Here is a 23,191-nt window from a genome sequence, read left to right as displayed (position 1 = left end):
TTCAGTGCGACGGGGTGTCGTCGAGATAGGTATAGCCGGTCAGCCCGGCTTCCAGCGCCGCATTGAGGCGGGCGCTCTCCTCGTCCGGCAGCCGCGCGGCGGCGACCTTGTCGCGATACGCCGTACGCAGCTCGTCGAGGTCGTAGCCGACGTAGTCGAGCATCACGTCTGTGGTGTCGCCGCGGCGCTGCTGCACCAGCTGGTAGCCATCGCCCTCGACCCGGACCTCGACCGCATCGGTGTCGCCGAACAGGTTGTGGATGTCGCCGAGGATCTCCTGGTAGGCGCCGACCAGGAAGAAGCCGAGCCGGTAGCTCTCGCCCGGCTTCAACGGATGCACCGGCATCGAGGTGTTGAGCGCCTCGTTCTCGACGTAGGTGTCGATGCGGCCATCGGAGTCGCAGGTCAGATCGGCGATCACGCCGCGCCGGGTCGGCGCCTCGTCCAGCCGCTCGATCGGCACGATCGGGAACACCTGCTGGATCGCCCACACGTCCGGCATCGACTCGAACACGCTGAAGTTGACGAAGTACTTGTCGACCAGCCGCTGCTTGAGCTCGTCGAGCACGCCCTGGTGGCTCTTCTCGCCGGCGCTCAGACGCTCGCGCACGCCGTGTGCGATCAGGTAGAATAGGTCGTCGAGCCGCGCGCGGTGGACCAGGTCGATCTGGCCGAGCGCGTACGCCGACAAACCTTCGCTGTGGAAATGCACGGCCTCGTGGAACAGCTCGACCGCCGGCCGCGAATCCAGTTCGGCGACGATCCCGCGCAGGTGGCGAATCACCGACGGTTCGTCGTCGTGCTCGTCCGGCAGCCGGCCTTCCGGCGCCGCCTCGACTTCGGAAACGTTGGCGACCAGCACCGCGTGGTGCGCAGTCATCGCGCGGCCGCATTCGGTGATGATCCGCGGTGGCACCAGGCCATGTTCGGCGCAGGCATCGGCCAGCGGCTGCACGATGTTGGACGCGTACTGCCGCACGCCGTAATTGATCGAGTAATAGCTGCGCGAACGGGTGCCTTCGTAGTCGATGCCGAGGCCGCCGCCGACGTCCATGAAACGCACCTTGGCACCGAGCTTCGACAACTCTATGAAATAACGCACCGCCTCGCGCATGCCGCTGGCGATGTCGCGCACGTTGGAGATCTGCGAGCCCATGTGGAAGTGCAGCAGTTGCAGGCAGTCAGTCATGCCGGCGCCGCGCAGCTGCTTCCACAGATCCAGCACCTGCCGCGGCGACAGCCCGAACTTGGCCTTGTCGCCACCGCTGTTCTGCCACTTGCCGGCGCCGAGGCTGGCCAGCCGCATGCGCACGCCGAGGCCCGGTTCGACCCCGAGCGCCTTGGCTTCCTCGATCACCAGCGGCAGCTCCGACGGCTTCTCGATCACGATGAAGGTCTGCAGCCCGAGCTTGCGGCCGATCAACGCCAGCCGGATGTATTCGCGGTCCTTGTAGCCGTTGCAGACGATCACCCCGCCCGGCCGGCTCAGCGCCAGCACCGCCATCAGCTCCGGCTTGCTGCCGGCCTCCAGCCCGAAGCCCTCGCCGTGGTGCGACGCCAGCACGCCGGCGACGCCGCGATGCTGGTTGACCTTGATCGGATAGACCGCGGTGTAGCCGCCGGGGTAGCTGGCCTCGTCCATCGCGTGCGCGAACGCGCCCTGCAGCTTGCGCAGGCGATCGCCGAGGATGTCCGGGAAGCGCACCAGCAACGGCAACTTGGCGCCATTGGCGCGCGCCTGGTCGACCACGTCCGGCAGCGCCACCGCCGGCCCGCTCGCGCCACCCGGGCGCACCGTGACCCGGCCGGCGCCGTCGACATCGAAGTAACCCTCGCTCCAGTGCGGGATCGAGTAGGTCTTGCGGGCCTGATCAATCGACCAGTCGGCCATCGGCGTGACACCAGCAGTCATGGGGGAGGCGCATTCTAGCGTCCCGGAGCGGGACGGACCGTCATCGCGCCGGGCTCACCGGCGGCGAGTTGGCGGTTCGCTACAATTTGCCCAAACCCGGGCCGACCACGGAACGACGCGCGATGGCGTCCGTCCGATGTGGCCACTTACATTGGACGAATTGCTAATGAACGCGAACACGACGTGGCACTACGAGAACTTCGACCCGTCCGGCTCGGCGATCGGCTACCGCATCACCAGGAAGCTCGACGAGGTGCAGTCGCCGTTCCAGAAGATCGAGATCTTCGAGAGCACCGACTGGGGCAACCTGATGCTGATCGACGGCGCGATGATGCTGACCACGCGCGACAATTTCCTCTACCACGAGATGATGTCGCACCCGGCGCTGTTCGCCCATTCCGCGCCGAAGAACGTCGTCATCATCGGTGGTGGCGACTGTGGCACCCTGCGCGAGGTGCTCAAGCACCCGGGCGTCGAGAAGGCGGTGCAGTGCGATATCGACGAGCAGGTGACGCGGATGTCGGAGAAGTATTTCCCCGAACTGTGCGAGTCCAACGACGACCCGCGCGCGCAGTTGTTGTTCGATGACGGCATCGCCTACATGGCCAACTGCGCGCCCGGGAGCCTCGACATCGTGATCGTCGACTCGACCGACCCGGTCGGCCCGGCCGAAGGGCTGTTCAACAAGGCGTTTTTCGAATCGTGTTTCCGCGCGCTGAAGGACGACGGCATCCTGGTGCAGCAGTCCGAATCGCCGCTGGTGTTGCTCGATTTGATCAAGGAGATGCGCGCGGAGATGGGCAAGGCCGGTTTCGCCTCGTTCCAGACCCTGCCGTTCCCGCAGCCGTGCTACCCGACCGGCTGGTGGTCGTGCACGCTGGCGCGGAAGTCCGGCGGCTTCGATTTCCGCGAAGCCGACGCGCGCGCCAAGGCGTTCGACACCAAGTACTACAGCGCCGACATCCACAAGGGCGCGCAGACGCTGCCGCCGTTCGTGGCTGCGGCGCTCGGGGAGTAGGTCCCCGGCCCAGAACCGCGGCGGCGTCGACTGTGCTACGGTCGCCGGCGGCCGTCGTGGCGGCAGCGCGTGGGCCTGCGCTCAATCCAGGGGATGCCATGCGCGCTTTGTGTTTGCCGCTGATGTTGCTCGGGCTCGGCCTGGCCGGGCTCGCGTCGGCGCAGGCCGTCTCCACCCCCACCGTTCCGGACGCCGCCCGCTTTGACGCGCTGATCGATGAGATCGAACGCGGCGACCGGGTCATCACCGGGGCGTCCGAGGTGCACGCGACCATCGCCCGTCTGGCCGCCCTGCAACCGGTGGACGACGCTCACCGCGAGCTTCGCCTGCGCGGCTTCCGCTGCGATTACGAAGACCTCGACCCGCCATCGACCGGCCTTGCGTTCGCCCGCGCCGGCCTGGCCGATGCGCAACGGCTCGGCGATACCGGCGCGCAGATCCGTTTCGGCCTGTGCGAAGCCGCCTATCTCGAAGCGGCCGGACAGATCGCCGAGGCGACCACGCCGACCGAAGCCGCCCTGGCGCTGGCGCGCGCGCATGCCGAGCCGCGCCTGCTGGCTCAGGCGCTCGGTCGCCGCGGCAACCAGCGTTCGCTGCGGGGGCAGCAGGCCGCGGCTCTGACCGACTTCCTCGAAGCCCAGCGCGTCTACCGCGCCGGCGGCCTGAAGCGCGAAGCCGAAGCCAACCTGCACGAGGTCGCCATTGCCTACCGGCGCATGGGCGAGCACGACAAGGCGCTGGACTACCTGCAGCAGAGCGTCGCCTTCGCCCAGCGCGAGGCGCGATGGGGCGTGCTGGCGGTATCGCTGATCCAGACCGCGTTCGTGCACCAGGATCACGGACACTACGACCGGGCGCTGGCCGCCCAGCGCCGCGCCGCGCAGGTCGCGACCGCGCACGGCCTCGGCTACGAGCTCGCCGCCGCGCACCTGGGCATGGCCGCGGCGCAGGTGCAGCTGGGCGCCTTCGACGATGCCGCCGACGCGCTGGTTACTGCCCGCGAAGGCTTCGCGGGGTTCGGCGATCGCTCCAACGAAGGCATGCTGCAGCTGCTGCAGGGCCAGGTCATGGCCGGGCGCGGCGACCACACCGCGGCACTGACGCATTACCGGGCCTCCGCGCGGGCGTTCGCCGCCGACCCCAACCCGCGTTACCAGACCGAGCTGTATGCCGCGCGCGCGCGCAGCCACGAGGCGCTGGGCAACTATCGCGCCGCGCTGGACGACCTCAAGCTGGAACGCAACGGCCGCGAGCAGGGCTACGACGGTGCCCGCATCCAGCAATCGCTGTTGCTGCAGTACCAGTTCGACACCGCCCGCCGTGAACTCGAGAACACCCGCCTGCTGGCCGAGCAGCGCAGCCAGCAGCAGGAACTGGAGGCCATCGGCCGCGCCAACCGTTGGCAGATGGCGGCGCTGGCCACCGGCGGCCTGCTGCTGGCGCTGCTGCTGGCGTTGCTGTGGCGGCAACTGCGACGCCTGCGCCGGATCAACGCACTGGCCTTGACCGACGCCCTCACCGGCGTGGCCAACCGCCGCCATATCGAGGCCGCCGCGGTCGGCGCCGTGGCGGCGGCGCGCCGCCGTGACCGGCCGCTGGCGGTACTCACCTTCGACCTGGACCGGTTCAAGGGCATCAACGACGGCCATGGCCACGCCCACGGCGACCTGGTGCTGATGCGGGTGGTGCGCGCCTGCGAGTCGGAGCTGCGGCAGAACGACCTGCTCGGCCGCATCGGCGGCGAAGAATTCGTGGTGTTGTGCCCCGACACGCCGCTGGCCCAGGCCAAGCGTGTCGCCGAACGCCTACGTGCCAGCGTCGAGCGCATCGACCTGTCCGACATCGCCCCCGGCCTGCGCGTGACCGTCAGCGTCGGCCTGTCGCTGTTGCGTGCCGACGACAACGGCCTGGCCGACGTGATGGCCCGCGCCGACGCCGCGCTGTACCGGGCCAAGGTGGCCGGACGCAATCGGGTCGAGGTCGAGGTCGAGGTCGAGGTCGAGGTCGAGGTCGAGGTCGAGGTCGAGTTCGAGGCTGAGGCCTGAGCGACCGAGGCGCTGCCCGGACTTGATGCCCGCGCCTAGAGCGCGTCGCCGTCCAGTTCGCCGGTCCTGATCCGCACCACCCGGTCCAGGTCCCACAGGAAGATCTTGCCGTCGCCGATCTTGCCGGTGCCGGCGGCCTTCATGATCGCCTCGACCACGGTGTCGGCCTGCTCGTCGGTAACCGCGACCTCCAGCTTGATCTTGGGCAGGAAGTCGACCACGTACTCGGCGCCGCGGTACAGCTCGGTGTGGCCCTTCTGGCGGCCGAAGCCCTTGACCTCGGTCGCGGTGATGCCGGCCACGCCGGCTTCGGCCAGCGCCTCGCGGACGTCGTCGAGCTTGAACGGCTTGATCACCGCCATGACCATCTTCATCGGGCTGCCTCCATTTCGATGGCGCCAGAATAGCCGAGCCGCTGCGTGCCGCCAGCCCGGCCGCGAGTACCGTCGCCATCCCGACCGCGGCGATGCGGTAAAGTGCCGCGCTCCCGCGTGTCGGAATTTTCCTACGACAGCCCGCGGCAGCCGCTGACGGCGCCATGACGGCGTCCCGGTGATGCTGGCGCGACTGCCGCAGGAGCCACAGCCCATGATTGACCTCAACCACATCGACGAGCTTGCCCGCCGCCTCAGCAGCCTGGTGCCCCAGGGCCTGCGCGAGAGCCGCGACGAGATGCAGCAGAACTTCAAGTCGGTGCTGCAGGCAGGCCTGTCGAAGCTCGACCTGGTGACCCGCGAGGAATTCGAGGTCCAGCGCGCGGTCCTGCTGCGCACCCGCGAGAAGCTGGAGCAGCTGCAGCGCGCGGTCGCCGAGCTCGAGTCGCAGGTCGGCAGCGGCGCAGCGACCGGCGCCGGGCCGGACAGCCACCCACTTCCCCCGCGCCACTAAGGCGCCCGCGATGAACCTGGCGCTCGTGCACAGCCGTGCACGGACGGGCGTGCGTGCGCCGACGGTGCGGGTCGAGGTCCACCTCGGCGGCGGCCTGCCGACCATGTCGATCGTCGGCCTGCCCGAGGCCGCCGTGCGCGAGGCCAAGGACCGGGTGCGCGCGGCGATCCAGTGCGCCCAGTTCGAATTCCCGGCGCGCCGGATCACCGTCAACCTTGCCCCGGCCGACCTGCCCAAGGGCGGCGGCCGCTTCGACCTGCCGATCGCGCTCGGCATCCTCGCCGCCAGCGGCCAGGTGCCGCTGGAAGCATTGGACCAGTACGAGTTCCTCGGCGAGCTGGGCCTGACCGGCCAGCTGCGCGAGGTCGACGGCGTGCTGCCGGCGGCGCTGGCCGCGGCCGACGCCGGGCGCAAGCTGATCGTCCCGGCCGGCAACGGCGCCGAGGCCGCGCTGGTCGGCCGCGCCGAGGTCTACACCGCCCGCACCCTGCTGGAAGTCTGCGCGATGTTGTCGACCGGCAAGTCGTTGCCCGAGGCGGTGCCGCTGCCGGGCGTGCGCGCCAGCGGCGCCGACCTGCGCGACGTCCGCGGCCAACTGCACGCGCGGCGCGCGCTCGAAGTCGCGGCCGCCGGTGGCCATCATTTGCTGCTGGTCGGCCCGCCCGGCTGCGGCAAGAGCCTGCTGGCCGCACGCCTGCCGGGACTGTTGCCCGAAGCCAGCGAAGAAGAGGCATTGGAATCCGCCGCGATCGCGTCAATCAGCGGTCGCGGCCTCGACCCGGCCAACTGGCGCGCACGGCCGTTTCGCGCCCCGCACCACACTGCCAGCGCGGTCGCGCTGGTCGGTGGCGGCGCCGACCCGCGCCCCGGCGAGATCTCGCTGGCCCACCACGGCGTGCTGTTCCTCGACGAACTGCCCGAGTGGGAGCGTCGCGCGCTCGAGGTGCTGCGCGAGCCGCTGGAGTCCGGCGTCGTCACCGTCTCGCGCGCCGCCCGCAGCGCCGAGTTCCCGGCCCGGTTCCAGCTGGTCGCGGCGATGAACCCCTGCCCCTGCGGCTGGGCCGGCGACCCCAGCGGCCGCTGCCTGTGCAGCCCCGAGATGGTCCGCCGCTATCGCGGCCGGATTTCCGGACCGCTGCTGGACCGGATCGACCTGCACGTCGAAGTGCTGCGACTGCCACCGGCCGAACTGCGCCCCGACGCCGCCGAAGGCGAAGCCACCGCCGAAGTCCGCACCCGTGTGCTGCAGGCACGCGCACTGCAGGACAGCCGCGCCGGCAAGCCCAACGCGCGGCTGAGCCAGGCCGAGACCAGCGCCACCTGCCGCCTGTCTAACCCCGACCATTCCCTGCTCGAACACGCGGTCGAACAACTGCAACTGTCGGCGCGCTCGATGCACCGCATCCTGCGCGTCGCCCGCACCATCGCCGACCTCGCCGACAGCCCGCACATCCGCACCCCGCACCTGACCGAGGCGATCGGCTACCGGCGAATGGACCGCGGTACGGCGACGCAGCCGGCCTGACCGACCGCCAATTGCCATGCATAATCCGGCTCATGCAGGTCCGACGGCGAAACCCTTGCTTACTTGAGGTCGACGATGCCCTCGTGCCCGATCTTTCCGCGCTTCTGCGCGGACAGGCGCGGCTCGACTCGGAGGTGGTGTGCTCGCTTCTGTGTCCGATCAGCGGCAACAGGCTGCCTCTGTCAGCGGTTGAAGCTCGCGTTATCGCCGGAATATCTGCGCTGCAGTGGCACGCACTGGATGACGTGTCCGCAATGCACGGTGTGTCGCCGGACGCGATTGCCTCGATGGCGGAGCGCGGACTGTTATGCAGCGACGCCGACGACGATGATTCCACTCGCCTGCGCGAGGCGGAAGCGCAGCTGGCATCAATGGGCTGGCACCCCCACGCGGCCGTGTATCACGCACTGAGTCGTTGGCACGCAGTCGAGGGCGACGAGGGCGCGCGCGACCACGGCGACCCGGCGCACCTGGAACGCCTGCGCTCACATGCCGCTATCCACGGGGAGCTGCCGCCGCACTTCCACGTGCGCGACGATGCCGTGGACCATATCCGGCTGCCGCTGGAACCACTCGACGATAGCTTCGCCCGAGTGCTGCGGACCCGCCGTACTACCCGTCATTTCCGCAGCGATGTGTCGTTGCCCCTGGCCGACTTCAACCGGGTGTTGTACGGCACCTTCGGTGCCATCGGCACCGAAATCCTGGCGCCGCAGATGGTCGCGATCAAGCGCACCAGCGCGTCGGGCGGCGGCTTGCACCCGATCGAGGCCTACCCTCTGGCGATAGATGTCGAAGGCTTGGCACCGGGCTTGTATCACTACGAAGCCAAACGTCACGCGTTGGCATTGCTGGAGCCGATGACCCGAGAGCAGGCACGCGACCTCGCCGCAACGCTCACCATCGGACAGACCTACTTTGCCGAAGCGCACGCGCTGGCATTCCATGTCGCCCGGCTCGATCGCCATCACTGGAAGTACCGGCGCCACCCGAAAGCCTACAAGGCGGTCCTGCTGGACTCCGGGCACCTCAGCCAGACCTTTTATCTGCTGGCCGCAGAACGCGGGTTGGGCGCGTTCTATACCGCCGCGATCAACGACGCCGATGTTTCCGATCGACTACGCTTGGATCCGCTGCGCGAAATCGTGATCGGGGCCAATGGCCTCGGGGTGCCCGATCCCTCTCGCACCAGCCTGCAGCTGAATCCGGAACCGTACAATCCCGCCAACGCGGACGCGCTTGCGCCCTAGTCTCTTTCCCCGTAAAACTCCGCGTCGGAGCTTCATCGCAAGTTCCGTCACGACACTCGATCGACACAGGGGGAGATCAAATGGCAAACCAAGATAACGCTCGAAAGCTGCTGGAGCGTCTGGCCCAGGACGACGCATTTCGCGCGCAGATGGAGTCGGACCCGATCACGGCGCTAGCCGAGCATGGCTTCAAAGTTGATCCGTCGATTGCGCCGAGCAAGGTGCAGCTTCCGTCGAAGGATGAGATCACGAGCAACATCGATCTATTAAGCAAGCAACTCGAAGCGACCAGCGGCTGGGTAATTTTTTGCCGCTAGTTGGTTTGCTGGATACGCGGTGACAGCGCCTCCAATACCGGGGGTCGCTCAGCAGCCCATTCGCCGTAGGCTCTGGCACGCCATGCCAAGGTCTTGGTCAACTTCTGTGGTTCTTGTCCGCCAATTGTTGCATCTACTTGTAGCGCCCGCGCGCGAAGCAGTCGGGTCAGTAACAGCGCCGAATCCGTGTTGAACGGCCGCAGGTGCTCAGTCGCCGCAGCTGGGTCGTCGGCATTCAAATCGATCTGCGCGCGCACAATCGCAGCCATGTTGGCGAGTACCGGCGCCGGCGCCTGGTCAACCGTTGCCTGGGCCAGAGCCAGTCCACGCCGCGCCGTCTTGGTATCACCGGCTCCTGCCGCTACATAAGCGGCGTAAAGCGCGGCATTCGCCACTGATTCGCGAGCGCGCCCCGGTGTACTGGCTAAGGCATTTTCCGCCAATTCAATCAGGCGCCTTGCTTGCCGTTGGCTCTCATCAACGGGTTGGGTGCGGCTGTGCACCGCCAGTGCAGCAGCCCGGGCCGCCCACTCAAACGGCGCTTTAGGCTGCGCGAATGATGCAATCAGCTTGTCAGCGAATTGGTCGGCTCTATTCCACTGCCCCTGGTCGGCCGCGAGGGTCATCTCCAAGACCCGCTTTTCGATCGCAACCTGTGGCGGCCCTTCAACTACGTCCAATACCGCACTTGCCTGTTCAAAGTGTCGGCGCGCCGCATGTGTCAGCGCGGGGTCTATAAAGACGGCCGGGAAGCCAGCGGAAGCTGCAAGCGCAAACGACTTTTCTGCTTCGGAAACATGGCCCATCGCCAGTTCGGCGACTCCTCGGTAGTTCAAGGCCACTGGTCGAGTAACTGCCAAGGGATTCGACGCACGATTCGCGTAGTCGCGCATTTCTGGATAGCGATTGGCGTACTTCATACCATTGGAAGTATTGAACGCGGCGACATGGTAATCCGGGTACAGCTCGCTCAATGCCACCCATTTGTCAATAAAGTCCGGTTCCCAACGTATTAGCGAGGACAGGGCCGCCACCGCCAATCGTTCTCGGTCGGACAACCTTTCCGGATGACCCATGGCTTGTTCCATATGCAGCAGCGCGGTCGCCACGTCAGTCTTGGCATATGCAACCCGGGCCAGGCCGATGCGCGGCATCGCGAACTCCGGATCGAGGTCCAGCGCCTGGTTGAAGTGTTGCTCCGCCTCGTCCAGTTGCTGTCGCGCGTAGGCATGATCCCCGAGGGTGAATGCCCGCAACGCATCCAGGTTTGCGGTGGTGACCTGCGCCAACGGCTTGGAGGTGGCTTGGATTGCCTCCAAGCCTTCACCTAGGCGGGCGCGCAGGTCTTCGCTGGCTTGCCCCATCGAGCCAACCGCGGAGTTCGCTCCGTGCCCTTGGGCGGAGGTGGCGTACACCGTCGCCTGTGTGTGCGGATCGATCACTTCGATGTCGACACGCACTGGGCCACCCGCATCGGACACGGTGGGCAACAACACGGCCCGGATACCGCCTCGAATGGCGACTTCGGAAGCCAGGTTGCGACCGACCTCAACGACCGTCGGATCGCGGCTCATCTGTTCCAGAATGTCGGCTACCCGCGCATCGGAAACCACGTTGACGTGACGCGATTGTTCCAAGCCGATGCGGAGCGCCGTTTCTAGGGCATCGTCATATCGCGTATCCCCGGTCAAGTTGCGCAGGTCGGCCAGCACCACCCAGTCGCGCTGGTTGAAGGCGATCGCCGGTTGCGGGCGGGTGGTGAACCAGATGCCGAGGCCGATCGCGGCGACCAGCGCCAGTTCGACCGCGAGCGCGGCCGGGCGGCGCCACAGCGGGATGTCGCGCCAGGCCTTGGGGCTCGGCTGCGGCGCGCGCAACGGGGTGATGCCGGGCTCGCCGACCTCGAAGACCTGCTGTGCCTCGGGCACGCCCTTGAAGCGCCAGCGGCCGTGCGATTTCCACAGCAGGCTGTGGCCGCGCTCGCCGAGTTCGCGCGCGGCACGGTGGGCCAGCGGTTCGGCGACGGCCGACATCAGCAGTTGGCCCGGGCGCGCCATCGCCATCAGGCGGCCGGCCATCGGCTTGGCCAGGCCTTCGACCTCGACCGGCTTGGCGCCGAGCCGCACCGCCTCGTCGCTGTTGCGCCAGCTCAGCACCTCGCCGACGTGGAGGCCGGCGCGGGCCTTGATGTCGGTGTCGTGCGGGGCGCCGAGTTCGCGCAGGCCGCGGGCGTAGTCGAGGGCGAAGCCGAGGCCGTCGACCGGGCGCTCGAACAGCAGCAGCAGGCCGTCGGACCGGTCGATCAGGCGGCCGCGCCACTCGTTCTGCAGGCGCAGGACCAGGCGGTCGTGGGCGCGGAACAGTTCGGCCGCGGCGCCGTCACCGAGGCGCTCGACCAGCGCGGTCGAGTCGACCAGGTCGGTCAACAGGATCGTGCGGAGCTGCGGGACGCCATGCGGCTCGGCGGTGGGGGCGGTGGCAACGGTCGGTTGGGCGTTCATCGACGGGGGCCGGTCACGCCGGGGCGGGCGTGTCGTCCTGCCACTCTACGCGGTTGCCGCCGAGGCGTTTGGCCCGGTACAGGGCGGCGTCGGCGCGGGCGTACCAGTCGTTCCATTCGCCGTCGAGGTCGACCAGGCAGGCGCCGAGGCTGAGGCTGCAGATCAGCGGCGTGGCCTGCGACATCTGCATCAGGCCCTGGGCGGTGCCAACCACGAAATCGGCATAGCGCATCACCTCGTCGCGGGTGTCGGCCTTGACCAGCAGGCAGAACTCGTCGCCCCCGAGGCGGCAGGCGAGGTCGCCGGGGCCGGCGACCGATCGCAGGATGTTGGCCACGCCCTGCAGCACGCGGTCGCCGACCAGGTGACCGTGCTCGTCGTTGACGTGCTTGAAGCGGTCGCAGTCGACCAGCAGCAGGCCGAGGCCGGTGGTGGCGTGGTTGCGCTGGCGTTCCTGCAGGTGCTGGACCAGGCCGCGACGGTTGTGCAGGCCGGTCAGCTCGTCGCTGCGGATCAGCGCCTCGGTCTGGCTGAGCTGGTGGGTCGTGGCGCGCAGGCTGTCGAGCGCGGCCTGCAGGTCCTGGTTGCGTCGGCGCAGACGGCGGATCAGGCCCTGCTCGTTGAGTACCACGCGCATGATCGCGCGGCGCAGGAAATGCGAGATGAGTTCGGGGCTGCGCTCGACCAGACGTTCGAATTCCTCGTGGCGCAGCTCCAGCAACTCGCCGTCGGTGATCGCGCTGGCGTCCGCGCTGCGGGCGTGGTCGCCGATCAGCAGGCCGAGTTCGCCGAAGAATTCGCGCGGGCCGAGGGACTTGCTGACGAGGTCCTCGCCGAAGTCGAGTTCGACCAGGCCACTGGCGATCACGTACATGGTGGTGCCGAGGTCGCCGCGACGGAACAGGCTCTCGCCGGCATACACCCGGCGGATGCGCGCGACCGAGGCGAACAGGGCGTACTCGCTGCTCGAGAGTTCGGCCATGTCGGTGTCGGGCATGGCGGCACTCACGCGTTGGTCGGTTGGCGTGGTTGGTTTAGGGGCCACGATGGACCCTGCGGTTTCACGGTGCATCCAACGATCCCCGGTTCCGTGGCGGCAGGATAGCACCTGACCTGAATGGTTAAGAGAGGTCAACGGGAAGTGATGGGGGCGCCGGCCACGGGGGTTTGCAGGTTTTGCAGGAGCGGCTTTAGCCGCGATCTGGAATCGGCGCGAGAGAGCAGACATCCGATCGCGGCTGAAGCCGCTCCTACAAGGGCAACGGTTCTCGCCGATCAGGCGGCCGCGCGGCGGCCTTCGAACTGCTCCTCTTCGGTCGAGCCCCTCAATGCAACGGTGGAGGACTGGCCGCCCTGGATGACCTGGGTCACCGCGTCGAAGTAGCCGGTGCCGACTTCGCGCTGGTGCTTGACCGCGGTGAAGCCCTGCTCGGCGGCGGCGAACTCGGCCTGTTGCAGTTCGACGAACGCGCTCATCTGCCGGCGCGCATAGCCGTGGGCGAGCTGGAACATCGAATGGTTGAGCGCGTGGAAGCCGGCCAGGGTGATGAACTGGAACTTGTAGCCCATCGCCGCGAGCTCCTGCTGGAACTTGCCGATGGTGGCGTCGTCGAGGTTGGCCTTCCAGTTGAAGCTCGGCGAGCAGTTGTAGGCCAGCAGCTTGCCGGGGTATTTCGCGTGGATCGCCTCGGCAAACCTGCGGGCGAACTCCAGGTCGGGCTTGCCGGTCTCGCACCAGACCAGGTCGGCGTACGGCGCATAGGCCAGGCCGCGGCTGATCGCCTGGTCGATGCCCTTGCGGGTCTTGTAGAAGCCCTCGACGGTGCGCTCGCCGGTGGTGAATTCGGCGTCGTTGTCGTCGATGTCGGAGGTCAGCAGGTCGGCAGCCTCGGCGTCGGTGCGTGCGACGATCAGGGTCGGCACGCCCATGACGTCGGCGGCCAGCCGCGCGGCGACGAGTTTCTCGACCGCCTCGCGGGTCGGCACCAGCACCTTGCCGCCCATGTGGCCGCACTTCTTGGCGGACGCGAGCTGGTCTTCGAAATGTACGCCGGCGGCGCCGGACTCGATCATCCCCTTCATCAGCTCGAACGCGTTGAGCACGCCGCCGAAACCCGCCTCGGCGTCGGCCACGATCGGCTGCAGGAAGTCGATGTCGTCCTTGCCTTCCGAGTGCTGGATCTGGTCGGCGCGCAGCAGGGTGTTGTTGATCCGCTTGACCACCGCCGGCACCGAGTCGGCCGGGTACAGCGACTGGTCGGGGTACATCTGGCCGCCGAGGTTGGCGTCGGCGGCGACCTGCCAGCCCGACAGGTAGATCGCCTTGAGGCCGGCCTTGACCTGCTGCATGGCCTGGTTGCCGGTCATCGCGCCGAGCGCGTTGACGAAGGGCTCGGTGTTGAGCGACTGCCACAACTTGTTGGCGCCGAGGGTGGCGAGGCTGTGCTCGACGGTGACGGTGCCGCGCAGGCGCACGACCTCCTCGGCGGAGTACGGGCGCTGGACGCCGGCCCAGCGCGGGTTGTTGTTCCAGTCGTTGCGGAGTTGCTCGGCGGTGGGCTGGGTGGTCATGGCGGTGTCCTTGGGTGGCGGATGTTGGCTGCGTACGTCCGGGCTTTTGTAGGAGCGGCTTCAGCCGCGATCGGAGGGTTGGTCGCGTGTGCCGATTTCAGATCGCGCTGAAGCCGCTCCTACAGAAGGCGATCGGTCAATCGAGGCGGCGGTAGGCGGGGATCGTCAGGAAATCCTCGAGGGTGTCGGCGTGGCTCAGGCGGTCGAGCATTCCGATCGCCTCGTTGATGCGGCTGCCGCCCGGCAGCATGCGGCGGTCGCCAAGCCGGGCCGGCAGGCCGATCAGGGCGCGGTCGAGCAACGGGAAGTCGATCGGGGTGCCGTCGTCGAGGTGCAGCGGTTCGGGGTCGGCATGGCCGGCGGCGCGGGCCAGGCGTTCGTGATGCAGCCACTGCCACAGCTGGGCGCGGGCGATCTCGGCGGTGGCGGCGTCCTCCATCAGCCAGTGGATCGGCACGCAGCCGCCGCCGTCGAGCCACGCGGCGAGGTAGCGAACGCAGACCTCGACGTTGCCGTCGAAACCGGCGCGGGTGACGGTGCCGACCGCGGGCTTGAGCAGGTCGTCGCGGCCGACGCAAACATCCGTGCGGGCGACGTGCTGCTGGTGCGGACCGGGCATGCGCTCGTCGAACACCTCGCGGGCAAGCGGGATCAACGCCGGATGCGCGACCCAGGTGCCGTCGTGGCCGGCGGTGACCTCGCGCAGCTTGTCGGCGCGGACCTTGGCGAGGGCGACGTCGTTGGCCGCGGGATCGTTGTTGATCGGAATCTGCGCGGCCATCCCGCCCATCGCGTGGGCGCCGCGGCGGTGGCAGGTCTGGATCAGCAGCTCGGAATACGCGCGAAGGAACGGCGCGGTCATGCCGACCTGGCCGCGCTCGGGCAGCACCCGGTCGGGGTGTGCGCGCAGGGTCTTGATGTAGCTGAAGATGTAGTCCCAGCGCCCGCAGTTGAGGCCTGCGATGCGGCCGCGCAGGGCGTGCAGGATCTCGTCCATCTCGAACGCCGCCGGCAGCGTCTCGATCAGTACGGTGACCTTGATCTGGCCGATCGGCAGGCCCAGCGCGCGCTCGACGTGGCCGAACACGTCGTTCCACAGCGCGGCCTCTTCCATGCACTCGAGCTTGGGCAGGTAGAAGTACGGGCCACGATCCTTCGGCGCGAGCGCGGCGGCGTTATGGAAGGCGAACAGGCCGGCGTCGAACAGGCTGGCCGACATTGGCTGGCCATCGACCAGCACGTGCTTCTCGTCGAGATGCCAGCCGCGCGGGCGCACCAGCAGCACGGCCTGCTCGGCAAAGGGCTTGAGGGCGTAGCGTTTGCCGTTGCCGGCGAGGTGCTCGAGGGTGCCGGCCACCGCCGCGCGCATGGCCTGCTGGCCGGCGATGAGGTTGGCCCAGGTCGGCGAGGTGCTGTCCTCGAAATCGGCCATGAAACAGTTGGCGCCCGAGTTGAGCGCGTTGATGACCATCTTCGGGTCGACCGGGCCGGTGATCTCGACCCGGCGGTCGAGCAGCGCGGCCGGCAGCGACGCGACGGTCCAGTCGGCTTCCCGGATCGCGCGGGTGTCGGCGCGGAAGTCCGGCAATTCGCCGGCATCGAAACGAACCTGGCGCTGGCGGCGGGCGGCCAGCCGGGCCTGGCGGGCGGGTTCGAAGCGCTGGTGCAGGTCGGCGAGCAATTCCAGCGCCGCCGGGGTCAGCAGGTCCTGCTGGCCGGGGGCGGTCGCGGTCAGCTGCACCGCCTCGCCGGAACCGAGCGTCTGATCCGAATCCTGCTTCAGGGCCACCGCTGACGACATGCCTGCACTCCGTTGGATATCTGGAAGCCGACCATGCGCCGCCGTCCGGTATATGACAATTGAGATTTTTCTATTTCTTGTATTTGTTGTGCTTATATTTGATTCTCGGATCGCGGCTGAAGCCGCTCCTACAAGGGCTTACCGGATGTCTGGAAAGTTGCGCTATGCGTACAAGGGCGATCGGCTGAAGCCGTTGCGGGCGTTCTGCCAGACGGTACGGTTGGGCTCGGTGTCGCGTGCGGCCGAGGCGCTGTTCCTCAGCCAGCCGGCGGTGACCCTGCAGCTGCAGGCGCTGGAGCGCGAGATGGGCACGCGGCTGCTGGAGCGCAGCGGCCGGCGGCTGGTGATGACCCGCGAGGGCGAGGCGCTGTACGAGCTGGCGCGGCCGCTGGTGGAGGGCGTCGACGGCCTCGATGCGGCGTACCGCGAGCGCATCCGCGGGCTCGACGCCGGCACCCTGGACGTCGCCGCCGGCAACTCGACCATCCTCTACCTGCTGCCGCAGGTCGTCGCCGCGTTCCGCGCCGCGCACCCGGACGTGCGCCTGAACCTGCACAACGTCACCGGCGCCAGCGCGATGGAGCTGCTGCGGACCGATGCGGTCGACCTCGCGGTCGGCTCGGTGCTCGACGTGCCGGCCGACCTCGACTACGCCGAGGTCGCGCAGTTCGAGCCGATGCTGATCACCGCGCCCGACCACCCACTGGCGCGCAAGAAACAGCTGCGGCTGCAGGACCTGTCGCCGCACGGGCTGATCCTGCCGCCGCAACGGCTCACCACCTACCGGATGGTCGACCTGGTGTTCCACCGCAACCAGGTGCCGTACACGGTGGCGCTGGAGGTCGCCGGCTGGGAGGTGATCAAACAGTACGTGGCGACCGGGCTGGGGATCAGCATCGTCAGTGCGCTGTGCCTGACCGCGGAAGACCGGGGGCGGCTGGCGGCGCGCTCGCTGGCGGCATGGTTCCCGCCGCGCAGTTATGGCGTGGTGATGCGCAAGGGCCGGCACCCGAGCCCGCAGGCGCGGGCGTTCGCCGGATTGATCCAGGCCCGGCTGGCCGAGAACGCCGTCGACGCCACCTGATCGTCAACGCCGGCGGCGCTGCCCGCGACGCCACGGGTCGTCGGCTTCACGCCGCACGTACCAGCCGTGACGGCCGGCCAGCCACAGGCCACCGGCGAACCACAGCACCGCGAGTGGCTCGAGCAGCATCAGCGCGTGCCGCACCGGGGTCGCCGCCAGTGCCTGCAGCGCGGCGATGACGCGTCCACCGGGGCCGGCGAGGCGGGCGCCGACGGTCACCGCCAACGCAGTCTCGACACCGATCAGCACCGCCAGCGAGACCCAGCTGGCGGTCAGCGCGAGCGACAGCTGGGTGACCGGATAGCCGGTCCGCTCCAGCGCCGCCAGCAGCAGTGCAGTGCCGATCGGCCGGCCCTGGCGGTGGGTCAGGCGCTCGCCGAACGGTTGGCGATAGGCCTCGCGCACCCGCCGCTGCTCGATCCCGGCACCGGCCCTGCCCATCCGCGAACGCGATTCGTCGCGGTCCCGGCGGCGGCGGAACCATTCGCGCAGGCGGTGCCGGACCACGGTATACGGCGTCCGCAGCAACGGGTTGAAGTAGAGATCGTTCTGCAGCAGCGCCATCGTCCAGCGCCAGGCCTGCTGCGGCAGGTGCTGCCACTCCGGGTACTGCACCCGCGCGATCGCGTCAGCCAGGCGGATGCTGCGATAGCCCTCGGTGGCGAACGCGCGCGCGATGAACAGGTCCTCGACCGGGGTCAGGTCGTCCCCGCGGATCGGCTCGTAGCGGTCGAACAGGTCCTTGAGGTAGCGCCGGCGGTAGGCGATCGCCTCGCCCGAGGGCATGTCGACGCCGCCGTAGCGGCACATCAGCCCCCGATCGAGGAAGTCCTGCTGGAACCGTGCGACATGGCCGCGGTATCCGTCGCCGAGCCAGCGCAAAAACCGATGCAGGCGGTCGGTCGGCGCCAGCGGGTCGCGATAGTCGTCGTCGCCGAGCCAGCGCCGGAACGCCGGCATCGCCGCCAGCGCGCGCCGCTGCGGGCCGCGCAGCGGTTCGACGGTGCCGCAGGCGCTGGCGATGCCGACGCCCTGGTACAGCTCGCGCACGCAGCGTTCGATGTAGTCGGGCGAGACCAGCACGGTGTCGGCGTCGAGCACGAACAGCACGTCGCCATCGAACTCGCGCGCCTGTCGCTTGAGCGTCGCCGCCCGCCCGATCGACCACGTCCGCGCGACCATTTTCAGGGCGATGCCGTTGGCGCGGGCGAACTCGCGCGCGAACTGCAGGGCGTGGTCGCGGCGGATCCCGCCGTCATCGACCAGCAGCACCCGCCGCGGCGGGCGGGTCTGCTGCAGCAGGGCGGCCAGGCAATGGATGATGGTGTGCTGGTCGCCGCAGACCGGGATCACCACGTCGACCACGGCGTCCTGCCAGTCCTCGACCGGGGTCGGGACGGTCGGCTCGGGCCCGCGATGGTGGCCGAGCGCGGCCAGCCACGCCGCCGGGCCGCAGACGAACCAGGGCGCGATCGCCATCGCTCAGCCCCGCCCGCCCGGCGGGGAGCAGGAAATCGCGCGTGTCGGGGACTGGCAGCATCGCCGCATTGCAGACTCCGCGGCCAGGGTCGGGCCGCCGCGACCGGGTCGACGGAATGCGAGCCCAGTCACAAAACGTACGCAATAGTCGTGCCAAACCGGGCATCGCAGCGCCCGACCGAACCCGTTCGATTGTAGGAGCGGCTTCAGCCGCGATCTGGAATCGGCGCGCGCGATCGACTATCCGATCGCGGCTGAAGCCGCTCCTACAACGGCCCGGGGTTTCGCTTTACGACGTGCCGTGCAACTTGCCCTGCCACGGCCGGTACCAGTCGCGCAGGCGCGCGAGGTCGGCTTCCATATCGTCGCTGGTGGTAAACGCCGGCCCGATGCCGATCACCTTGTCCGGGTAATGGAAGTACACCGGTAGCACCGGCACCCGCGCCGCGTGGGCGATCTTCCAGAAGCCGGTCTTCCAGCGGTCGACCGGCTTGCGGGTGCCCTCCGGGGCGATGCCGAGCCAGAACCGGTCCGCCGCATCGATCCGCGTCGCCAGCTGCTCGACCACGCCGCGCGCCGCGTTGCGGTTGATCGCGATGATCCCGAGCCAGCGCATCAGCGGCCCCAGCGGACCCCAGAACAACTGGTGCTTGCCGAGGATCTTGATGTCGAGCCCAAGCGCGAGCTTGGCCGCGAAGCCCCACACCCCGTCCCAGTTGGACGAGTGCGGCGCGCCGATCAGCACCACCCGCGGCAGGTCGGGGAACTGCCCGACCAACCGCCAACCACCGAGCCGCAGGACGCTACGGCCGAGCCAGCGACTGAAGCGGTTGGGAGCCACGCGCGGCACGTTCGGCGGCAACGGCGGCACGACGTCGTCGGTCGATGGATGCATCGGTCGGTATCAGTCCCAGTCGCGCCCGGTGCGCCCCTGCTTGATCGTACTGCGTTCGCGCTTGCCCGCCAGCCGGCGTTCCTTCGAGCCGCGGGTCGGCTTGGTCGCGACCCGCTTCTTGGGTGCATGCAGGCCGGACTCGATGAAGTGGGCGAGGCGCTCGCGGGCGTCCTGGCGGTTGCGGTCCTGGGTGCGGAAGCGTTGCGCGCTGAGCACCAGCACGCCGTCGCCGGTGACCCGGCGGTCGCGCCGGGTCAGCAGGCGCTCGCGCACCGGTTCGGGCAGCGAGGGCGAGCTCGCGATGTCGAAGCGCAACTCGACCGCGGTCGCGACCTTGTTGACGTTCTGCCCGCCCGGCCCGGCCGAGCGCACGAAGCGTTCGACCAGTTCGGACTCGGGGATGCGGATGGCGCCGACCTCGATCATGGCGGTCATTCTAGGGCACCGGCGACGGATCCCCAGCGGGTGTCCGCCTAGACTTCCTTCGGTCGCAGGAGCGACGTGAGTCGCGACCTGTACATCACCTGTTGGGTTCGGCGGGTCGCGACTTACGTCGCTCCTACATCAAGCGTTGTTCGCGAAACCCTCGAACAACCCCAGCGCCTTCCCGAACTGCGCATCGACCGGCGCAGTGAGCTCGATCCGCGCCGAGGTGTGCGGATGCACGAACGCCAGCCGCCGCGCATGCAGCAGCATCCGGTGCACGCCGATCATCCGGAAGCTGCGGTTGTGCCGGCCATCGCCGTGGCTGGTATCGCCGATCAAATGATGGAAGACATGCTTGAGATGGCGGCGGATCTGCCGGAAGCGGCCGGTCTGTGGCTGCGCGTTGAGCAGCGCGTAGCGCGAGGTCTCGAAGCCAGCCGAAGACCAGCCGCATTCGGTGCGCGCAAGGACCTGGAAGTGCGTGGTCGCCGGTTTCTTGATCGGCTTGCCGGGACCACCGTCGAGGTCGTGTTCGATCGTGAACGCGTCGGCCTCCGGCCAGCCGCGGCAGATCGCCCAGTAGTCCTTCTCGACCTCGCGCGACATCAGCACCTTGCCGAGGGCCGAGACGGTGTCGCGGTCGAACGCCAGCAGCAGGCAGCCGCTGGTGGCGCGGTCAAGCCGGTGGACAAGGAAGATCGGCCGGCCGAACTGTTGGCGCAGGCGGTCGGCGGCGAAGTCGCTCTCGCCGCGGGCGAGCGCGCTGTCGTGGACCATGAGGCCGGCGGGCTTGTTGACGACGGCGAGGTGGTCGTCGGCATACAGAACGTCGAGGGCCAGCGCCGGATCGATCATGCTCCCCATTGACCGGACCCTTGTAGGAGCGGCTTCAGCCGCGATCTGAGAGTCGTTCGCCCGCGCCGATTCCAGATCGCGACTGAAGCCGCTCCTACACCCCGAAGGAAGTCCCCTTGGGGGACAGCGCGGAGATACGACGCTGCGACCACGGTCAGCGCCGCGGCCACGCGGCCAGCAGCGCCCACAACCCACCGACACCGGCGATCCACGACGACAGCGGCACCGACCACAACGTCGGTCCGCCGGCGCCAAGCCCGTGCAGCACCGCGGCCACGATCAACAACCCAACCCCGAGGATCGCCGCGACCGTGCTGCGGTGCGCCTCGCGCAGGTTGCGGCTCAACTCGGCGAGGTCGCGCGACTGCATCTTCAGCTCATGCTTGCCTTCGACCTGCTGGGTCAGCCACGCGTGCAGCAGCCGCGGCATCTCGGGCGCGTGGGTGACCATCTCCGGCAATCGCTTCCTGAACTCACCAAGCAGGCGCTGGGGACTGTAACGCTCCACCAGGATCTTCTGGAGCACCGGCCGCGCGACGGCCCAGATGTCCAGCTTCGGATCGAGCAGCCGCCCCACCCCTTCGATATTGAGCAGGGTCTTCTGAAGCAGGATCAGTTGCGGCTGCAATGTCAGCTCGTAACGTTGCGCGGTGCGGAACAGCTTGAGCAGCACCTCGGCCAGCGAGATCTCGCTGAGCGGGCGGGTGAAGTACGGCTCGCAGACCGCGCGGGTTGCCGCCTCCAGCTCGTCGATGCGAATGTGCGCCGGCATCCAGCCGGCGCGCACGTGCAGCTCGGCGATGCGGCGGTAGTCGCGGTTGAAGATCGCCATGAAGTTCTCGGCGAGGTAGTACTGATCCTCGTCCGACAGCTGGCCCATGATCCCGAAATCGAGCGCGATGAAGCGCGGGTTGTGCTTGCGCGCCGGGTCGCTGTCGACCCAAATGTTGCCGGCGTGGGCATCGGCGTGGAAGAAGTTGTCGCGGAACACCTGGGTGTAGAACACCCGCACGCCCTTGGCCGCGAGCGCGTGGCGGTTGATGCCGGCCGCGTCGAGCGCCTCGATGTCGTCGGACGGGATGCCGTGCACGCGTTCGAGCGTGAGCGCACGGTCGGCGGTGTGGGTCCAGATCACCTCGGGCACGTACAGGTCGTCGCTGCCGAGCCAGAACCGCCGCAACACGCTCGCGTTGGCGCCTTCGCGTTGCAGGTCCAGCTCGGCCGCAAGGGTGCTTTCGATTTCGGTGACGATCTCGCGCGGGCGGATCTTGTCGGCGCTGGGGTGGGTGCGGTCGACCACGCCGGCGATCGCCTTGAGCAGGGCGATGTCGCCGGCGATCTGCTTCTCGATGTCGGGGCGCAGGACCTTGACTACGACTTCGCGGCCGGGCGTGCCGTCGACCGAAGGGAGGGTCGCGGCGTGGACCTGGGCGATCGAGGCGGAGGCCAGCGGGGTGGTGTCGAAGCTGGCGAAGGCTTCGGCCACGGGACGCTCCAGCGCGCGTTCGACGATCGCCCGCGCGGCATCGCCGTCGAATGGCGCGACCCGGTCCTGCAGCAGCGCCAACTCTTCGGCGACGTCAGGCGGCACCAAGTCGCGGCGGGTCGAAAGGATCTGGCCGAACTTGACGAAGATCGGCCCGAGCTCCTGCAGCGCCAGCCGCAGCCGCGCGCCGCGCGGTTGCGCGGCGATCTCGGCGGAGGCGCGCGGCACGAACGGGCGCGCGAGCTTGAGCCAGCGTTCGACCGGGGTGCCGTCGAGCAGGTCGTCGAGGCGGTAGCGCAGCAGCACCCGGCCGATACGCCACGCGCGAAAGAAGGACTTCATTACGCGGTTCCCTCCGCGGAGCCCAGGTCATCCTTGGCCGGGCGCTTCCATGTCGCCGCTTTCGTGCGCAGCCGGGCCATGCGCGCGGCGGCGCGTTCGACGTCGTCGTGCAATGCGTCGACGTCATCGTGGAAGGCGTTGAGCTCGTCGCGCGGCACCACGTCGCGCGATTCCTCGGTGACGAACTCGGCGGCATTGCCGGCAAACTCCTTCGCGGCGACGCGCGCATGGCGCAGGCCGGCGGCGAGGGCGTTGGCGACCTGCACGCCGATCACGTCGCCGAACACGCGGGTGAAGGGCTGCTGCCAGTCGGGGTCGAAGCGTTCGGCGAGGCGTTGCAGTCGGCGCGCGAGGTCGGCGTCGCCCTCGATCCGGAGCTGGCCGACCGGCGGCGCGTCGTCGTTGCGCAGGAACGGCAGTTGCGAGATCAATCCGCCGATCGTGCTGCGGACCGAGAGGTCAGGCTCGACGTCGCCGTCGACCGGGCCGACTTCGAGGCGTTCGCAAGCGACACGTACCTGCAACGCCAGCGGTGGCGAAGCCAGCCGCAGCGCGACCCGTCGGCCATCGAGCGCACGCAGGCTGTCGCGAGTGTCGGGATCAAGCGCCAGCGCGCGGTTGAGCGCGATTTCCAGCGCGCGTCCGGCGACGGGCTTGAGCGCATTGAGCGGCGACGGCGGCGGGGCGGATTCGGTCATCGGCGCATTCTAGCCGGGCCGGTGCGAGAGCCTCGCATGCATTGCCGATCCCTCCCCCGTACTACTGGCCCCGGGTGTTGCACTGCGGACTCCCGCGC

19 protein-coding genes are annotated in these 23,191 nt (G+C 68.7%); 7 read left to right on the top strand and 12 right to left on the bottom strand.

Features of this window, described 5'->3' with window-relative positions:
- Position 1 precedes the first annotated feature (1 nt).
- Complete coding sequence (speA, locus tag SNE34_RS08270) at positions 2-1,891, bottom strand: arginine decarboxylase (RefSeq protein ID WP_332616525.1); 1,890 nt, start codon at positions 1,889-1,891, stop codon at positions 2-4.
- Between the two features lie 187 nt (positions 1,892-2,078).
- On the opposite strand from speA, the gene speE reads away from it, so the two are divergent.
- Together speE and SNE34_RS08260 are read left to right on the top strand one after the other, a co-directional pair.
- Positions 2,079-2,930 (top strand): polyamine aminopropyltransferase, encoded by an 852-nt coding sequence (speE, locus tag SNE34_RS08265; protein ID WP_332616482.1) that lies wholly within the window; start codon positions 2,079-2,081, stop codon positions 2,928-2,930.
- 98 nt (positions 2,931-3,028) lie between these two features.
- On the top strand, positions 3,029-4,975 hold the full coding sequence (locus tag SNE34_RS08260) for a GGDEF domain-containing protein (RefSeq protein WP_332616481.1): 1,947 nt from the start codon (positions 3,029-3,031) through the stop codon (positions 4,973-4,975).
- A gap of 35 nt (positions 4,976-5,010) precedes the next feature.
- Here SNE34_RS08260 and SNE34_RS08255 read toward each other — a convergent pair whose 3' ends face one another.
- The gene (locus SNE34_RS08255; RefSeq protein WP_332616480.1) at positions 5,011-5,349 is read right to left on the bottom strand and encodes a P-II family nitrogen regulator; all 339 of its coding nucleotides are present in this window, start codon (positions 5,347-5,349) and stop codon (positions 5,011-5,013) included.
- A 214-nt stretch (positions 5,350-5,563) separates the two neighbouring features.
- Here SNE34_RS08255 and ubiK point away from each other — a divergent pair, with 214 nt between their 5' ends.
- The 4 genes from ubiK to SNE34_RS08235 all read left to right on the top strand — a co-directional run bounded on the left by ubiK (position 5,564) and on the right by SNE34_RS08235 (position 8,955).
- The gene (gene ubiK, locus SNE34_RS08250) at positions 5,564-5,863 is read left to right on the top strand and encodes a ubiquinone biosynthesis accessory factor UbiK (protein ID WP_332616479.1); all 300 of its coding nucleotides are present in this window, start codon (positions 5,564-5,566) and stop codon (positions 5,861-5,863) included.
- A gap of 10 nt (positions 5,864-5,873) precedes the next feature.
- Positions 5,874-7,388, top strand: coding sequence for a YifB family Mg chelatase-like AAA ATPase (locus tag SNE34_RS08245; RefSeq protein ID WP_332616478.1), 1,515 nt, complete (start codon positions 5,874-5,876; stop codon positions 7,386-7,388).
- Between the two features lie 32 nt (positions 7,389-7,420).
- A complete protein-coding gene (locus tag SNE34_RS08240) occupies positions 7,421-8,638 on the top strand; it encodes a putative peptide maturation dehydrogenase (RefSeq protein ID WP_332616477.1) in 1,218 nt (405 codons plus the stop codon).
- A gap of 80 nt (positions 8,639-8,718) precedes the next feature.
- A complete protein-coding gene (locus tag SNE34_RS08235; RefSeq protein WP_332616476.1) occupies positions 8,719-8,955 on the top strand; it encodes an NHLP-related RiPP peptide in 237 nt (78 codons plus the stop codon).
- Here the strand turns inward: SNE34_RS08235 and SNE34_RS08230 are convergent.
- From SNE34_RS08230 to aceB, 4 genes are all read right to left on the bottom strand, one after another.
- A complete protein-coding gene (locus tag SNE34_RS08230) occupies positions 8,952-11,456 on the bottom strand; it encodes a putative peptide modification system cyclase (protein WP_332616475.1) in 2,505 nt (834 codons plus the stop codon). The two genes, SNE34_RS08235 and SNE34_RS08230, sit on opposite strands and share 4 nt — an antisense overlap.
- A 13-nt stretch (positions 11,457-11,469) precedes the next feature.
- Entirely contained in the window at positions 11,470-12,453 is a 984-nt protein-coding gene (locus SNE34_RS08225) for a GGDEF domain-containing protein (RefSeq protein WP_332616474.1), read from the bottom strand.
- Positions 12,454-12,731: 278 nt separating this feature from the next.
- Positions 12,732-14,027 carry an isocitrate lyase gene (gene aceA / locus SNE34_RS08220; protein ID WP_332616472.1) on the bottom strand — a complete coding sequence of 432 codons (1,296 nt, stop codon included), beginning with the start codon at positions 14,025-14,027 and terminating at the stop codon, positions 12,732-12,734.
- A gap of 136 nt (positions 14,028-14,163) precedes the next feature.
- A complete protein-coding gene (gene aceB, locus SNE34_RS08215; protein WP_332616471.1) occupies positions 14,164-15,828 on the bottom strand; it encodes a malate synthase A in 1,665 nt (554 codons plus the stop codon).
- A 145-nt stretch (positions 15,829-15,973) separates the two neighbouring features.
- On the opposite strand from aceB, the gene SNE34_RS08210 reads away from it, so the two are divergent.
- Entirely contained in the window at positions 15,974-16,912 is a 939-nt protein-coding gene (locus SNE34_RS08210) for a LysR family transcriptional regulator (protein WP_332616469.1), read from the top strand.
- 3 nt (positions 16,913-16,915) lie between these two features.
- Here SNE34_RS08210 and SNE34_RS08205 read toward each other — a convergent pair whose 3' ends face one another.
- The 6 genes from SNE34_RS08205 to SNE34_RS08180 form a co-directional block, all read right to left on the bottom strand.
- Positions 16,916-18,391: a glycosyltransferase family 2 protein gene (locus tag SNE34_RS08205; RefSeq protein WP_332616467.1), complete on the bottom strand. Its 1,476-nt coding sequence runs from the start codon at positions 18,389-18,391 to the stop codon at positions 16,916-16,918.
- A 289-nt stretch (positions 18,392-18,680) separates the two neighbouring features.
- On the bottom strand, positions 18,681-19,286 hold the full coding sequence (locus SNE34_RS08200; protein ID WP_332616465.1) for a lysophospholipid acyltransferase family protein: 606 nt from the start codon (positions 19,284-19,286) through the stop codon (positions 18,681-18,683).
- Between the two features lie 9 nt (positions 19,287-19,295).
- Positions 19,296-19,721: an alternative ribosome rescue aminoacyl-tRNA hydrolase ArfB gene (gene arfB / locus SNE34_RS08195; protein WP_332616463.1), complete on the bottom strand. Its 426-nt coding sequence runs from the start codon at positions 19,719-19,721 to the stop codon at positions 19,296-19,298.
- A 129-nt stretch (positions 19,722-19,850) separates the two neighbouring features.
- The gene (locus SNE34_RS08190; protein WP_332616460.1) at positions 19,851-20,576 is read right to left on the bottom strand and encodes a pseudouridine synthase; all 726 of its coding nucleotides are present in this window, start codon (positions 20,574-20,576) and stop codon (positions 19,851-19,853) included.
- A gap of 145 nt (positions 20,577-20,721) precedes the next feature.
- The gene (gene ubiB / locus SNE34_RS08185; RefSeq protein ID WP_332616458.1) at positions 20,722-22,395 is read right to left on the bottom strand and encodes a ubiquinone biosynthesis regulatory protein kinase UbiB; all 1,674 of its coding nucleotides are present in this window, start codon (positions 22,393-22,395) and stop codon (positions 20,722-20,724) included.
- Positions 22,395-23,093 carry a ubiquinone biosynthesis accessory factor UbiJ gene (locus tag SNE34_RS08180; protein WP_332616455.1) on the bottom strand — a complete coding sequence of 233 codons (699 nt, stop codon included), beginning with the start codon at positions 23,091-23,093 and terminating at the stop codon, positions 22,395-22,397. The genes ubiB and SNE34_RS08180 overlap by 1 nt, the downstream gene beginning before the upstream one ends.
- Positions 23,094-23,191: the final 98 nt, after the last annotated feature.

The organism is Novilysobacter erysipheiresistens (assembly GCF_036663935.1).
In the GTDB taxonomy this organism is placed as follows: domain Bacteria; phylum Pseudomonadota; class Gammaproteobacteria; order Xanthomonadales; family Xanthomonadaceae; genus Novilysobacter; species Novilysobacter erysipheiresistens.
Note: the sequence above shows the minus strand (reverse complement) of the source record. Positions and strands in the feature narration are given on the sequence as shown.

Excerpts from the sequence above, each read along its gene's own strand:
- SNE34_RS08260 (WP_332616481.1), top strand. The coding sequence starts at position 3,029 with ATGCGCGCTTTGTGTTTGCCGCTGATGTTGCTCGGGCTCGGCCTGGCC.
- aceA (WP_332616472.1), bottom strand. The coding sequence starts at position 14,027 with ATGACCACCCAGCCCACCGCCGAGCAACTCCGCAACGACTGGAACAAC.
- aceB (WP_332616471.1), bottom strand. The coding sequence starts at position 15,828 with ATGTCGTCAGCGGTGGCCCTGAAGCAGGATTCGGATCAGACGCTCGGT.
- SNE34_RS08180 (WP_332616455.1), bottom strand. The coding sequence starts at position 23,093 with ATGACCGAATCCGCCCCGCCGCCGTCGCCGCTCAATGCGCTCAAGCCC.
- SNE34_RS08255 (WP_332616480.1), bottom strand. The coding sequence starts at position 5,349 with ATGAAGATGGTCATGGCGGTGATCAAGCCGTTCAAGCTCGACGACGTC.
- SNE34_RS08205 (WP_332616467.1), bottom strand. The coding sequence starts at position 18,391 with ATGGCGATCGCGCCCTGGTTCGTCTGCGGCCCGGCGGCGTGGCTGGCC.
- SNE34_RS08245 (WP_332616478.1), top strand. The coding sequence starts at position 5,874 with ATGAACCTGGCGCTCGTGCACAGCCGTGCACGGACGGGCGTGCGTGCG.
- SNE34_RS08235 (WP_332616476.1), top strand. The coding sequence starts at position 8,719 with ATGGCAAACCAAGATAACGCTCGAAAGCTGCTGGAGCGTCTGGCCCAG.
- SNE34_RS08200 (WP_332616465.1), bottom strand. The coding sequence starts at position 19,286 with ATGCATCCATCGACCGACGACGTCGTGCCGCCGTTGCCGCCGAACGTG.
- ubiB (WP_332616458.1), bottom strand. The coding sequence starts at position 22,395 with ATGAAGTCCTTCTTTCGCGCGTGGCGTATCGGCCGGGTGCTGCTGCGC.
- SNE34_RS08230 (WP_332616475.1), bottom strand. The coding sequence starts at position 11,456 with ATGAACGCCCAACCGACCGTTGCCACCGCCCCCACCGCCGAGCCGCAT.
- speE (WP_332616482.1), top strand. The coding sequence starts at position 2,079 with ATGAACGCGAACACGACGTGGCACTACGAGAACTTCGACCCGTCCGGC.
- SNE34_RS08225 (WP_332616474.1), bottom strand. The coding sequence starts at position 12,453 with ATGCCCGACACCGACATGGCCGAACTCTCGAGCAGCGAGTACGCCCTG.
- SNE34_RS08210 (WP_332616469.1), top strand. The coding sequence starts at position 15,974 with ATGTCTGGAAAGTTGCGCTATGCGTACAAGGGCGATCGGCTGAAGCCG.
- SNE34_RS08240 (WP_332616477.1), top strand. The coding sequence starts at position 7,421 with ATGCAGGTCCGACGGCGAAACCCTTGCTTACTTGAGGTCGACGATGCC.
- SNE34_RS08190 (WP_332616460.1), bottom strand. The coding sequence starts at position 20,576 with ATGGGGAGCATGATCGATCCGGCGCTGGCCCTCGACGTTCTGTATGCC.
- arfB (WP_332616463.1), bottom strand. The coding sequence starts at position 19,721 with ATGACCGCCATGATCGAGGTCGGCGCCATCCGCATCCCCGAGTCCGAA.
- ubiK (WP_332616479.1), top strand. The coding sequence starts at position 5,564 with ATGATTGACCTCAACCACATCGACGAGCTTGCCCGCCGCCTCAGCAGC.
- speA (WP_332616525.1), bottom strand. The coding sequence starts at position 1,891 with ATGGCCGACTGGTCGATTGATCAGGCCCGCAAGACCTACTCGATCCCG.